This is a genomic window from Bacillus sp. E214, from assembly GCF_008087365.1.
Lineage (GTDB): Bacteria > Bacillota > Bacilli > Bacillales > Pradoshiaceae > Pradoshia.
This window is the reverse complement of record NZ_VENN01000005.1, coordinates 34,880-47,844: the sequence shown is the minus strand read 5'-3', so window position 1 is coordinate 47,844 and position 12,965 is coordinate 34,880. Positions and strand designations below refer to the sequence as shown.

Here is a 12,965-nt window from a genome sequence, read left to right as displayed (position 1 = left end):
ATAATGTTATTCATAGACTTTTCTGAATATTTAAAATAGAAAACAAGAGGGGGCGTCATTTTGAAAAAGAAATCATTATTTATGTTTATTATGATAGCTATTATTACTGTCATTGCAGCTTGCGGTTCGAAAGAGGAAGAGAGTGCCGGCGGTGAAGGCGGTACAGATAAGACGTTGAGAGTCGTGACTGATGCGGCATATTCACCATTTGAATTCCAGAAGGAAGGTAAATTGGTTGGTTTTGACGTTGATATTGTGAATGCTGTGGCGAAGGAAGCCGGTTTTAAAGTGAATATTGAACATGTAGGATGGGATCCATTATTTGTCGAGATTAAAAACAAAAGGGCAGCGTTTGGGATGTCAGCAATCTCAATAAATGATGAACGGAAAAAAACATATGATTTCTCTGTTCCATATTTTTTATCAACCAATAAAATTCTTGTCCCGGAAGGCAGCGATATTAAATCTGCACAGGATTTAAAAGGGAAGAAAATTGCTGTTCAGGCTGGTACGACAGGTCAATTTGCGGTTGAAAAGGTAGTAGGCAAAAATAATAAAGACATCAAGAAGTTTGAAACAACTGTACTGGCGATTATGGATATGAAAAAAGGCGGTGCAAAAGCTGTTGTAGCTGATAATGGAGTTGTCGAGGAATACGCAAAAAATAATCCTAAGGATAAGTTTGTGGTAGTTAAAGACCCAAATGCATTTGACAATGAATACTATGGCTTAATGTTTCCGAAGGACAGTAAAGATAGGGCTACCGTGGATAAAGCTTTAAAAGCAATTATAGAAAATGGAACATATACTGAGATCTATAAAAAATGGTTTGGAGTCGATCCAGATCTTGAAACATTAAAAGCTCAGCAATCGAAATAATAAAGGTGTGAGAGGACTGCGTATCACAGGTGTTGCTGTGCTACGCAATCTTTGTCTAAGGGGGAACAGATGTGGATTTCAGGTGGGATATTATTGAAATTTATGCTCCATTGTTAATGAAAGGAACACTATATACAATTGGACTCTCAATAGCTGGTATTTTAATAGGTTCGATTCTTGGGTTATTAATCGGTCTTGGTAGATTGACCAAAAGGAAATGGTTATCTATTCCCCTAAATTGCTATATTGCTTTTTTTCGTGGGACTCCAATATTTGTCCAACTCCTATTAGTTCACTTTGGTGTTGTACCAGCATTGACAGGAGAGACAAATGCCATACTCGCAACTATTCTTGCCCTCTCATTAAATTCAGCTGCATACATAGCTGAGATATTTCGAGGAGGCATTCAGTCGATTGATTCGGGACAAATGGAGGGAGCCAGGTCGCTTGGGATGTCTCATGGACAGGCTATGAGGTACGTTATTTTACCACAAGCATTTAAGCGCATTATTCCGCCTCTGGGTAATGAGTTTATTGTATTGATTAAGGAGTCATCTATAGCCGCTGTTATCGCAGCTCCAGAATTAACGTATTGGGGTAGAGCTATGGCGACTGAATATTATCGGGTGTGGGAGCCTTATTTAACATCCGCTGTGATTTATCTCATCCTTACGCTTTCTCTTAGCTTGTTATTAAATCGATTGGAAAGAAGGATGGAGACAAAATGATAGATGTTAGGAATTTGAAAAAAAACTTTGGATCCAATGAGGTATTAAAAGATATATCTATTAGGATTGAACCTCAGGAAGTTGTAGTAGTGATAGGTCCCTCTGGTTCAGGGAAATCCACCTTTCTTCGTTGTTTAAATTTACTGGAGCAAATAACGGACGGACATGTCATTATAAATGGAGTAGATCTTGCCGATAAAAAAATTGATATTAATAAGGTACGAACCAAAACAGGAATGGTATTTCAACATTTCAATTTGTTTCCTCATAAAACGGTACTGGAAAATCTAATGCTGGCACCTACCAAGGTGAAAAAGGTTCCTGATGAAGAAGCAAAAAAACATTGTTTGGAGCTCCTTCGAAAGGTAGGTCTATTAGATAAGGAAAATGCTTATCCAGATTCATTGTCAGGTGGTCAGAAACAAAGGGTCGCCATTGCACGTGCATTGGCAATGGAGCCGGAAATCATGTTATTCGATGAACCAACTTCAGCACTTGATCCGGAAATGGTTGGAGAGGTCCTTGAGGTTATGAAAGAGCTTGCGCACGAAGGAATGACAATGGTGGTTGTTACACACGAAATGGGATTTGCGCGTGAGGTGGGAGATCGGGTTGTTTTTATGGATGATGGATATATCGTTGAAGAAAATGAACCGACCAGTTTATTTGAAAATCCGCAGCACAATCGAACAAAGCTGTTTTTGAGTAAAGTTTTATAATGAAAAAGGGACTGCAATAGCAGTCCCTGAGTCGTTATACACCTGTACGTTTACGTTGGTTGTTTGGTTTCTTTGTCAGTTGGCTTTGCAATTCTTTTGTTTTTTTGACAGGTCCGTTTACATGGCTGCCGGCTTGATTTGATTGTTGCTTAGAAGCAAGTTTTTGTTTAATCGCTTCTTGAAGACTTACTTTTTTAGACATATTATAATGAACTCCTTAAATGGATTTCCTTTATAATATCCCCAATAAGCCATAACATCAAGATTAGAACTCATCCAACTTTCTACCCTTGGTTAATTTTTCGAATTCTTCCATTGATTCTGGTGTTTCATCTTTATTGCTCACATGGTAAGGGTTTTGACTTTGGTTAAATCCGGGCTGCAGGCTGCCGGTGACAACTCCCATTTTAGTAGCTTTAGAATCATTTATGATGGATTCCTGTCTGCCATCTGGATTTGGTTCTGGGTTAACGTGGATTTGATCACTGTTTCTGGGCAATAGGAACATTCCCTTCTTTTTGTGTATTCATTCTATAAGTTCCCTAAACTTCTTTTATTCATACAATTTTATGGAGTAGTCAAGGTTGTTATTTAATGCCATTAACTGAATAATAACCTCAGATTATTGGCATATTATTGGATAAATATTCAGAAGCGAAAGGCAACCTTCAAAATTAGGTTGCCTTTTGATAATTGATATAGTTCAGTAGGTTTTTTAATACTTTATCGTTATAATATTTATATTAGGTTAGATAATGTTTCGGTTGGAGTTGTAGATGAATGGGAATAACTGATAGCTATGTATGGCAATTTTTAATAGCAATCAATTTGATATTTGCTATTACTATAACCTTTTTAGAAAGGCGTAATGTCAGCGCTTCATGGGCGTGGTTAATGGTTTTGAGCTTTTTTCCAATTGGAGGCTTTATTCTGTATATTGTTCTAGGGCAGAATTTAAGTAAAAGGAAAATATTCACATGGGATAAACGGGGCTATGATTACTTAGAGCAGCGTATCGCTGAACAAAAAGAGCACATGAAAAATATGGAAGAACCATTTAATACTTCTATTACACAGAGGTATAAGGATTTAATTTTAATGAATATGAAAACAGACCATGCTGTATATACCAATGATAATGAAGTTGAAATTTTCACAGATGGCAAGGAAAAATTCAATGCCTTATTTCAGGATATTGCTAGTGCCAAAAAACATATTCATGTTTTATATTACATTATCCAAAACGATACATATGGAAACAGGCTTCTAGATGCGTTGATTGAAAAGGCTAAAGAAGGTGTAGAGATACGGCTGATTTATGACGACGCCGGTTCCAGGAGAATCTCTAAAAAGCGAATAAAGAAATTAAGAGAAGCTGGCGGAAATGCAGAAGCGTTCTTTCCTGGGAAATTACCGCTTATTAATCTCAGAATCAACTTCCGAAACCATCGGAAGCTTGTCATCATTGACAGGAAAGTAGGATATCTTGGTGGATTCAATGTAGGTGAAGAGTATTTAGGACTTGATCCGAAGTTTGGTTATTGGAGAGATACCCATTTACGGATCATCGGAGACGCTGTGAATGATTTACAGTCTCGTTTTATGCTCGATTGGGCTCAGGCTTCAGGAGATAAAATGGAATGGACGGAAGATTACTTTAAATATAGCAAGCAACACAACGAAAAAGGGGTTGGGCTTCAAATTGTTACCTCTGGGCCTGATTCTGAGAGGGAACAAATTAAAAAAAGCTATATACGTATGATTTTGGATGCAAAAGAGTATATATATCTGCAGACGCCTTATTTTATACCGGATGACAGTTTGTTGGACGCCATCAGGATTGCATCCATGTCAGGGGTGGACGTCAGAGTAATGATACCAAATAAACCAGATCATTTATTTGTTTATTGGGCCACTTATTCATACGTTGGAGAATTATTAAAGGCTGGTGCAAAGGTGTTTTTATATGAGAATGGGTTCTTGCATGCGAAAACTATGGTGATAGATGATCGATTGGCAACTGTTGGAACAGCCAATATAGATGTACGCAGTTTTCGATTGAATTTTGAAGTGAATGCAATTATATATCATGCAGACACAGCTGTTCGCCTAAGGGATACATTTGCAGATGATTTAAAACAGAGCCATGAACTTACATCAGAAATTTATAATAATCGTTCCCTTTTAATTCGGTTTAAAGAGTCTTTATCCAGATTATTGTCTCCAGTTTTATGAATAGAAGTAAATATGTACTGTTTTTAAAGACACTAGGGCGAGTTAGTGTCTTTTTGTTATGGTAATGCAGTATAATATTGGTATGTTTTTTAAAACATTCTAATCATACTCCTTATTAATAGATAGTAGAGAGTTTGGAACAGGGGGAGGGGTACACACATGACATTTAAGCAAAAAAATTTAGTGGGTTTTGGCTCAATACTAGTGATTATAATTATATTGATGGTCATAATTGACGGTAGATTGAGCAGCTCTAGAGAAGATTTACTTGAAATAGTGGATGATCGCTACCAAAAGGTTAGTTATATTAATGATATTCAAAGAAATTTTGCGGAATCGGAGCGTACTCTTAATTTATTGGGACAGGATTCGCGTACTCCAAGTAAAGAAGAATTGAGCGCAGCCTCTGAAACAATAGATCAAAATCATATATATATCGAAGACCGTTTTAGAAAATTAGAAAGCATTGCTAATACGGAAAAAGGCGAGGCCTTGTTGGCAGAGTTCCGTGCATCATATGAGAACTATACAAAGCTAGAAACACAATTAATCACTGATATGCAAAAAGGGGTATCAAACTATGATGTCGTAAGGGCAGAAAAAGATAAAGCAAGTGATAATGTACTTGCTGTCATTGCAAATTTCGTTGATTTTCAAGAAAACCTTATGGATGACGCACTGGTGCGTGCCGACGGTAAATATGAACAAATGCAGACGATTATTATCAGTTCTCTAATTGTTACAATTGTTCTAACGTTATTTTTGGCTTATTGGGTAATCATGACCTCTTCACGGGAATTAAATAGAATTACAAAGGTGATCACTAATGTCGACCTAAGTGATACCACGACTATGCCGAGGATTGAAGTAAAAGTAGAGGATGAAATTGGCCGAATTGCATCTGCTTTTAATAGGATGTCAGCTTCATTGGAGACATTTAGTAGAAACGAAAAAGAATATACTCGGGAAATTGAGAATCAAAGCTGGGTGCAAACACAAGTTGCCGAAGTTGCGGAGATGTATCAGGGTATCTTTAAAGTTGGACAGCTTGCAGATGAATTCATTAATAAAATTACTCCAATCATGGGAGCAGAACTGGGTGCTTTTTATTTAAAAAGTGAAACTGAGGATGACCATTTTTATAAGGCTGCCTCTTATGGTGACGGAGGACGTGATGGATTTAGTTTTGGAGAAGGCGTAATCGGCCAGGCGGTTGCTAATAAAGAAGTTGTATTACTTGATGATGTTCCGGGAGATTATAAACTTATTACAACAGGGCTTGGAGAAATTAAACCGAAATCTATTGTCATTGCTCCAGTATTATACGAGAATAAAGTTATTGCTGTTTTGGAATTTGCAAGTATTAAAGGCTTTACTGATTTAGAATTAAAAACGATTAATCATATGCTTGATAATCTTGGTATGGCTATTAAGAGTGTACTGAGCCGGATGGAAGTGGAACAATTACTAAATGAATCACAGGCGATGACAGAAGAATTACAGGTTCAGGCAGAAGAATTACAAACACAATCTGAAGAACTTCAGATGCAATCAGAAGAATTACGTATGATTAATGAACAATTAGAAGAACGCAATCAGGAAGCAGAGCAGAAATCGAGGGAACTTGAGATTTCTAAAGAGGAGCTTGAGGTTAAAAATGAACAGCTCCTTCAAAGTTCAAAATACAAATCTGAGTTTCTTGCGAATATGTCTCATGAATTGAGAACGCCTCTGAATAGTATTTTAATATTATCTGAAATGCTGGTCGATAAAGAGCCTGGTGAATATACAGAGGATGAAAGAGAATTTGCAAAAGTGATCCATACATCAGGTAATGATTTAATGGCACTCATTAATGATATTTTGGATTTATCTAAAATTGAGGCTGGTAAGCTGGAAGTCTTCTTTAATGAAACCAATGTTTGTGAGGTTATTGAGAGCTTAGAACGAGTCTTTTCTCCTCAGGCAGAACAAAAAGGTCTGGAACTGGTTATTGGAAAAGAAGATGACCTGCCTTCCATTTTTTATACGGATGAACAAAGAATGCAACAAATACTAAAGAATTTATTATCCAACGCTGTGAAGTTTACGGAAAAAGGTTCGGTTACTATGAAGATGGAAAAAGTGAGAAATACTCGAGAGAAAGAACTTCTTGATGGTATTACGGAAACCGACTTCTGGATGAAAATTGTTGTAACCGATACAGGTCCTGGTATTGCAGATGATAAACAACAAATTATTTTTGAGGCCTTCCAGCAAGCAGATGGAGCAACAGCCCGTAAGTATGGCGGAACTGGATTAGGATTATCGATTTGCCGAGAATTTACAAAGTTACTTGGCGGATATGTAACTCTAGAAAGTGAAGAGGGCAAGGGAAGTACATTTACTGTGTACTTGCCGAATCTGCCGGATGGAATGACTAATAAGAACAGTAAAGTGAACGATGACATTATTCATTTGCCAATTGCAAATGATGTAATGGAGCAAATTGCTGTTCAAAAAGAAGTAATAGATCCTGAGGAAGAAGAATTATTAATTTTGGATGTCTTTAATGGGAAAAAGGTATTAATCACGGATGATGACCATCGTAATATATTTGCTCTACAAAAAGCCCTGGAAAGTAAAGGTGTTCAAATCATTGTTGCCCAAAATGGAATCGAATGTCTTGAAATCATTAAGGAGCAAGATGATTTAGATATGATTCTTATGGACATTATGATGCCTGAACTCGACGGTTATGATACGATGAGACATATACGTGCAAATCCTGAATTTACATCGATTCCTATCATTGCATTAACAGCTAAAGCAATGAAGGGAGATCGAGAAAAATGTTTGGAAGCTGGTGCAACAGACTATATCAGCAAACCAATCAATTTAGAACAGCTATATTCAGTGATGTCTGTTTGGTTAACGAAATAGGAAGAAGGGAGCTGCATAGTGTTGGGTTATCCATCATCTATAGAAGAACGCGAGAATTTAGAAATTGATTTATTGCTAGAGGCAATCTACCGGATGACAGGGTACGATTTCCGTGGTTATATGCGTTCATCAATTGCTCGCCGCATAAAAAATCGACTGAATAAGGATCACCTGACAACTGTTTCCGAGCTTCTAGTACGAGTGATTCATGAAGAAGGGTATGTAAATAATCTTCTGAGTGACTTTTCGATTAATGTTACAGACATGTTTAGAGATCCAGATTTCTTTTATGCTTTTCGCAAGAAGATTGTTCCTAGATTGAAGGACCTCCCAGAAATACGGATATGGCATGCGGGATGTTCGACCGGTGAGGAAGTATATTCGATGGCAATCCTGTTGGAAGAAGAGGGATTGGCTGATAAAACAAAGATTTATGCGACGGATATGAATGAAAAAGTTATTGAAAAAGCTCGCCAAGGGGCATTTCCCTTAAAAAGAATGCAATCTTATACGAAGAATTATTTGCAGGCTGGCGGATTGGATGCTTTTTCTAAATATTATAAGACCGATATGCAATATGCATATTTTCGTCCATCCCTATCAAGAAATATAGTTTTTGCCCAGCATAATTTAGTGACGGATGGATCATTTAATGAATTCCATGTGATTATTTGCAGAAATGTCATCATATACTTCACATTGGAATTGCAGGCGAAAGTATTCCAACTATTTGATGAAAGTTTAAGTCCTGGCGGCTTTTTGGGGCTTGGTAACAAAGAATCCCTAAAGATCATGGAGTTGGCTGATACGTATATGGAACTAGATATTAATCAGCGGCTTTATAGGAAAAAATTATATTCATAATAGGATTTATAAAAGGAAAAGGAGATCTTCAAACTGTTCTGACACAGGTTTTTTAGTGTCAGTCGGGTTTAAGGTCCCCTTTTTATCTATATAGCAGCATATAAAAATCCTTTTATTTTGACAGCCGTGATCTTCTGCTATTGCCTTTAGTTCGATAAGAAACTTTTCCAAACGGTTTTTTCCACCGTAAAGTATTCTTCGTGGGAGCATACAGCTAATATACATTTATCATTATGGTAAAACATAAAGTCTTCTGGTAGCTCAGGACCAATCCAATCAAAAAGGGAATTACAACGTTCTTTCAAAAATTGTCTTGTAGCATTATTCATTTTAAAATAAAAAACGTATGCTGTATCTTCAGAAAGTCTTGTGATTTCTCATTCTTTTTGTATTCTTTTTTCGATTATATGTTCTTCAATGTCGGTTACCAAATTATCAATGAGAGTAAATCTATTTATTGCTTATAATCTTTGCCCTTTATATTTTTATTTACCATTAACATATTAATCTCCCCTAAATACTATATCTGCTTATTTACTACTCTTTACCTCTCTCTTACGGGGTATTTTCGGATGAAGCACTTGATATATTTATCGATTGACATTAATAGTTGGCTTCAAAGCTTGGTGATTTAAAAACAAGTGTGTAAAAAGGTTGATGTTGTCCGTAATCATCAATTAAGCAATAACAATTCCTGTATATGGTCTTGTCATCAATCCAAAAAGAGGACATTTTGATCTTTTGTCAGATGAGAATGCTTATATCAAACAAAAAGATAAAGAACAGACTCCATTAGAATCTGTTCTTTATCTTTTTAGAGAAGTTGATTTTTATCCCCTTACAAGGATGACACACATATCATCATGCTGATTTGCCTGTTTCTCCTCAGGAAGGATAACATTTAAAGGAGCCACTGCTTCTTTTTCTGACCATTGATACTTTCCTATTTCTCGCAAATGTGCCAAGGCTTTAGTTTCATCATTATCAATAGCCTCCGCCACACCGTCAGTATATATTAAAGCCTGAAAACTATCAGTATAAGGAATAGTTATTTTATTTATATGCATTTCCTCGAAAAATCCAATTGCTGTATTTCGCTGTCCCATTTCAATTAAGTCTTTCCCATCGATATAAAGGTAGCCCGGTGGATGGCCGGCATTGACATATTCAATCGTCTTTGATTTCGTATCTATCAATAAATAAATACCTGTTAAGTAGTAGGATGTTAACTTTGTTTTTTCCTCCAGTAAAGTCATACAGCGATTCAATTCGAGAATGACTTTTTCAGGATCAACCACATTCCGTACCGCTTCACGAAGGATAGAGGAGATATACATACATACTAATGATGCAGGTATGCCATGCCCCATCATATCAAACATAAATATGGCATAGCGATCCTGATCAATCTGCTGCCAATAATACATATCACCTGCGAGATTAGAGGATGGCTTATAGGACCTCGTTATTTTGATTTGATTATTTAATATGGGCTCACTTAACAAGCTTCTCTGCACCTTTGTAGCGAGATCAAGCTCATAGCTTATTTTTTCATCCTGATTTTTATGCCAATCTTTCTCCTCTTTTAAACGGAGAGCAGCACGTATCCGAGCCAATAGCTCTACCTTATTAATAGGCTTCATTAGATAATCTGATCCACCGGCATCCAGTGCTTCCGCGAGTTTATGGGTATCACCTAATGCGGTCACAAAAATAACAGGTATATCTTTATATTCCTCCGTTGCAGTGATTCGCCTGCAGGCTTCGATTCCATCAATTTCTGGCATCATAATATCCAAAAGAATTAAATTAAAGGAGCTTCTGCCGTGATTTTTACTTAAATCTTCTTCTAAAATATGAATCATTTCATTTGCTGATTTAGCCAGCTTAATAGACCTGTATCCTGCCTGCTTTAAGATGGTCTCAATTACAAATAAATTCACTTTATTATCATCTACCACAAGTATTGACATACTTTCTTTCACCCATCTTCTAAAATACTAAATCTTATATTAATTATGGTATGTCACTTTAACTTAAAATACAAATAGTTGAAACTAGGGAGTAAATGGTTAGGTTATTACACTATTAAAAATGATAAATTAAAGTCTGCAATTAAAGAATGAATAGAAAAAAGGACTTATCGCCAATGGATAGGATTCTATTCAAAAATAATTATGTCACCGGTGTTAATTTTTTGTTTTTTTTCAATAAACCCATTAATCCTGCTATCAGTAAAAGGATTCCCGGAGGTATATAGAAAGCCGAAGTGCAAATAAATCCACCAATAGCCGCAATAAGCATAAAGGAGCTTCCTAATTTAGGGTTGCTTTTGACAACAACTAATCCAATGATCGCAAGAATAGAACAGTTAACCATCCAAGATTGATGGTTGTACAGAATCTAAACCCCAACAAATAATGCTATACCAGCTGCGAAAATCCCCAAAATACCATCAAGTAAACCAAGAAAAAATTCTGTAGTTCTGCTCTTTTTGGAAACCTCCATTTTTTACCCACTACCTGATATTCTGAAATATTATTTGAAAGAATTAGATTGTTGATTTTTTTGGATACTGAAAACTCTGTTAAACAATTAAATGTACTAAATCAGTTTGTATGCTCATAGCCTGAAAGGAAAATGAATTTTAAAAAGGATGGTGTAGCTATGACTGAGCAAAATCGGCCTGAAAAATCGCACATGAAATCTTATACACCTTTTCACAGTCGATTTGATCCGTGCAGACCAATTGGTAAGAAGTATTATTCTACTCCTCCTAATCTATTTCTCGGATTTCAACCGCCTAATTTGCCTCAATTTTCACCAAAGGAGGCATTATTCAAGGGCACACTCTGGCCTGTATTTTATGACTTTTATGAAAACCCCTATGAACATAAAAGGAGGGATTCTCAGTGAAGCCCCAATTACCTGATGAATATTATCAGCTATTAGAGGAAATTCAGGCAATCGACTTTGCTTTAGTGGAGCTAACCCTTTATTTAGATACTCATCCCAATGATTTAGAAGCCATGCAGCAATTTAACGAATTCTCTCATCAGAGCAGGCAGCTTAAACAGCAGTTCGAAAAGAAATTCGGCCCACTTCAACAATTTGGTAATAGTTATACAGATGCCAATTGGAGTTGGGGAACTACTCCGTGGCCTTGGCAAATATAAAAGATGAGGTGATTAAAGAATGTGGTTTTATGAAAAGAAATTGCAATACCCTGTTAGAGTCAGTACCTGTAACCCGACTTTAGCCAAATATTTAATTGAACAGTATGGAGGGGCAGATGGAGAGTTAGCAGCCGCTCTTAGATACCTGAATCAACGATATACCATTCCTGATAAAGTGGTAGGCTTGCTAAATGACATAGGCACAGAAGAATTTGCGCATTTGGAAATGATTGCCACAATGATATATAAACTCACAAAAGATGCTACTCCAGAGCAGATGAGAGACGCTGGTTTGGCAGACCACTATGTTGATCATGATTCTGCTCTTTTTTACCATAATGCAGCAGGTGTACCCTTTACAACTGCATACATTCAGACAAAGGGAGATCCTATCGCAGATTTATATGAAGATATTGCCGCTGAGGAAAAAGCAAGGGCTACCTACCAATGGATTATCAATATGTCAGATGATCCAGATTTAAATGATGGCTTACGATTTTTAAGAGAAAGAGAAATCGTCCACTCTCAGCGATTCCGTGAGGCCGTACAAATTATTACAGATGATAGGGAAAAGAAGAAGATATTTTAAACGATTTATCAATAATAAAAAAACCTGTGTTGGCTGTACAACACAGGTTTTTCTTGAGGCCAACAGGATGTTGGTCACAAAGACGTTGCCACACGACGTGGCGTCTTTAGTAATACAGTCGCCTCAGCCTTTTAGTCAATCCAGCTTCAACGGCTAGAAGCTCAGGACATAAGCATGACCACTTCGGGAGGAAAAAGCGCCTCCCTACATGCCCCTGTCTTATGCTCCTCACGGGCCAACAGGATGTTGGTCATGAAGACGTTGCCACATGACGTGGCGATTTTAGTCTTCGTTCTTTAATCGAGCCCTTCAGCCTTTTAGTTAATCCAGCTTTAACTCCTAGTCCCTCGAGTCATAAGGAAAGCCACTGCGGGAGGTTAGGGCGCCTCCCTGCGTGCCTTTCCTTATGCTTGTCGGGCCTGACCAGTCGTCTCAGCCTTTTAATCAATCTAGCTTCAGGGCCTAGGAGTTCGGGACATAAGCATAGCCTCTGCGGGGGAGGAACGTCCCCTACGAGTCTCTGTCTTATGCTCCTCACTCCTGACCAAGGCCCTTCAGCTTTTTAGTGGGCGTGGCCCCAGATCATGGTTAGGATGGTTCCGAAGATGACTGCGTGTGCGACGAATAGAGCATAGATAATGTTTAGATAGATTGTTCTTTTTTCTTTAGATTCATTAACATGCATGAATAAAAAGAGTTGTACAGCTGTTTGAATAATGGCGGTTATGGATAAGATCACCATTCCGGCCGTAAAGGATATATCATAAAAGGCTACGGATAACGCAATGATGGTTAGAATTAATGATATGACATAACCCAAAACATGTTTAAGTGGAAATAGTTGTTTTATCAT

The 12,965-nt window shown here is 37.1% G+C and carries 13 protein-coding genes and 1 pseudogene; 9 read left to right on the top strand and 5 right to left on the bottom strand.

The features are described 5' to 3' along the window. Nucleotides 1–60 precede the first annotated feature (60 nt). The 3 genes from FHY47_RS15515 (at nucleotide 61) to FHY47_RS15505 (ending at nucleotide 2,326) form a co-directional block, all read left to right on the top strand. Complete coding sequence (locus FHY47_RS15515; protein ID WP_066108005.1) at nucleotides 61–879, top strand: basic amino acid ABC transporter substrate-binding protein; 819 nt, start codon at nucleotides 61–63, stop codon at nucleotides 877–879. Between the two features lie 71 nt (nucleotides 880–950). Next, entirely contained in the window at nucleotides 951–1,607 is a 657-nt protein-coding gene (locus tag FHY47_RS15510; RefSeq protein ID WP_066108002.1) for an amino acid ABC transporter permease, read from the top strand. Continuing rightward, nucleotides 1,604–2,326: an amino acid ABC transporter ATP-binding protein gene (locus FHY47_RS15505; RefSeq protein ID WP_148631073.1), complete on the top strand. Its 723-nt coding sequence runs from the start codon at nucleotides 1,604–1,606 to the stop codon at nucleotides 2,324–2,326. Before FHY47_RS15510 ends, FHY47_RS15505 begins: the two co-directional genes overlap by 4 nt. A 34-nt stretch (nucleotides 2,327–2,360) precedes the next feature. On the opposite strand, the gene FHY47_RS19010 is transcribed toward FHY47_RS15505, so the two are convergent. Together FHY47_RS19010 and FHY47_RS15500 are read right to left on the bottom strand one after the other, a co-directional pair. After that, nucleotides 2,361–2,528 carry a hypothetical protein gene (locus FHY47_RS19010; protein ID WP_175354307.1) on the bottom strand — a complete coding sequence of 56 codons (168 nt, stop codon included), beginning with the start codon at nucleotides 2,526–2,528 and terminating at the stop codon, nucleotides 2,361–2,363. 63 nt (nucleotides 2,529–2,591) lie between these two features. Next, on the bottom strand, nucleotides 2,592–2,825 hold the full coding sequence (locus FHY47_RS15500) for a hypothetical protein (RefSeq protein ID WP_066107998.1): 234 nt from the start codon (nucleotides 2,823–2,825) through the stop codon (nucleotides 2,592–2,594). Nucleotides 2,826–3,106: 281 nt separating this feature from the next. Here FHY47_RS15500 and cls point away from each other — a divergent pair, with 281 nt between their 5' ends. From cls to FHY47_RS15485, 3 genes are all read left to right on the top strand, one after another. Beyond that, the gene (gene cls, locus FHY47_RS15495; protein WP_066107992.1) at nucleotides 3,107–4,561 is read left to right on the top strand and encodes a cardiolipin synthase; all 1,455 of its coding nucleotides are present in this window, start codon (nucleotides 3,107–3,109) and stop codon (nucleotides 4,559–4,561) included. Between the two features lie 159 nt (nucleotides 4,562–4,720). Beyond that, complete coding sequence (locus FHY47_RS15490; RefSeq protein WP_148631071.1) at nucleotides 4,721–7,483, top strand: ATP-binding protein; 2,763 nt, start codon at nucleotides 4,721–4,723, stop codon at nucleotides 7,481–7,483. Nucleotides 7,484–7,504: 21 nt separating this feature from the next. Further along, entirely contained in the window at nucleotides 7,505–8,347 is an 843-nt protein-coding gene (locus tag FHY47_RS15485) for a CheR family methyltransferase (protein WP_257469175.1), read from the top strand. Between the two features lie 830 nt (nucleotides 8,348–9,177). Here the strand turns inward: FHY47_RS15485 and FHY47_RS15475 are convergent. Together FHY47_RS15475 and FHY47_RS15470 are read right to left on the bottom strand one after the other, a co-directional pair. Next, nucleotides 9,178–10,320 (bottom strand): SpoIIE family protein phosphatase, encoded by a 1,143-nt coding sequence (locus FHY47_RS15475; RefSeq protein WP_148631069.1) that lies wholly within the window; start codon nucleotides 10,318–10,320, stop codon nucleotides 9,178–9,180. 202 nt (nucleotides 10,321–10,522) lie between these two features. Next, a pseudogene (locus FHY47_RS15470) lies at nucleotides 10,523–10,855 on the bottom strand (hypothetical protein). 159 nt (nucleotides 10,856–11,014) lie between these two features. Here FHY47_RS15470 and FHY47_RS15465 point away from each other — a divergent pair. The 3 genes from FHY47_RS15465 to FHY47_RS15455 are packed head-to-tail and all read left to right on the top strand — an operon-like array spanning nucleotide 11,015 to nucleotide 12,112. Beyond that, nucleotides 11,015–11,263: a spore coat associated protein CotJA gene (locus FHY47_RS15465; protein ID WP_066107980.1), complete on the top strand. Its 249-nt coding sequence runs from the start codon at nucleotides 11,015–11,017 to the stop codon at nucleotides 11,261–11,263. Further along, on the top strand, nucleotides 11,260–11,523 hold the full coding sequence (locus FHY47_RS15460) for a spore coat protein CotJB (protein WP_066107978.1): 264 nt from the start codon (nucleotides 11,260–11,262) through the stop codon (nucleotides 11,521–11,523). Before FHY47_RS15465 ends, FHY47_RS15460 begins: the two co-directional genes overlap by 4 nt. 19 nt (nucleotides 11,524–11,542) lie before the next feature. Beyond that, the gene (locus FHY47_RS15455; RefSeq protein ID WP_066107973.1) at nucleotides 11,543–12,112 is read left to right on the top strand and encodes a manganese catalase family protein; all 570 of its coding nucleotides are present in this window, start codon (nucleotides 11,543–11,545) and stop codon (nucleotides 12,110–12,112) included. Between the two features lie 562 nt (nucleotides 12,113–12,674). Here FHY47_RS15455 and qoxD read toward each other — a convergent pair. Then, nucleotides 12,675–12,962, bottom strand: coding sequence for a cytochrome aa3 quinol oxidase subunit IV (gene qoxD / locus FHY47_RS15450; RefSeq protein ID WP_066108542.1), 288 nt, complete (start codon nucleotides 12,960–12,962; stop codon nucleotides 12,675–12,677). Between the last annotated feature and the right edge of the window lie 3 nt (nucleotides 12,963–12,965).

Excerpts from the sequence above, each read along its gene's own strand:
- FHY47_RS15505 (WP_148631073.1), top strand. The coding sequence starts at position 1,604 with ATGATAGATGTTAGGAATTTGAAAAAAAACTTTGGATCCAATGAGGTA.
- FHY47_RS19010 (WP_175354307.1), bottom strand. The coding sequence starts at position 2,528 with ATGTCTAAAAAAGTAAGTCTTCAAGAAGCGATTAAACAAAAACTTGCT.
- cls (WP_066107992.1), top strand. The coding sequence starts at position 3,107 with ATGGGAATAACTGATAGCTATGTATGGCAATTTTTAATAGCAATCAAT.
- FHY47_RS15490 (WP_148631071.1), top strand. The coding sequence starts at position 4,721 with ATGACATTTAAGCAAAAAAATTTAGTGGGTTTTGGCTCAATACTAGTG.
- FHY47_RS15475 (WP_148631069.1), bottom strand. The coding sequence starts at position 10,320 with ATGTCAATACTTGTGGTAGATGATAATAAAGTGAATTTATTTGTAATT.
- FHY47_RS15465 (WP_066107980.1), top strand. The coding sequence starts at position 11,015 with ATGACTGAGCAAAATCGGCCTGAAAAATCGCACATGAAATCTTATACA.
- FHY47_RS15455 (WP_066107973.1), top strand. The coding sequence starts at position 11,543 with ATGTGGTTTTATGAAAAGAAATTGCAATACCCTGTTAGAGTCAGTACC.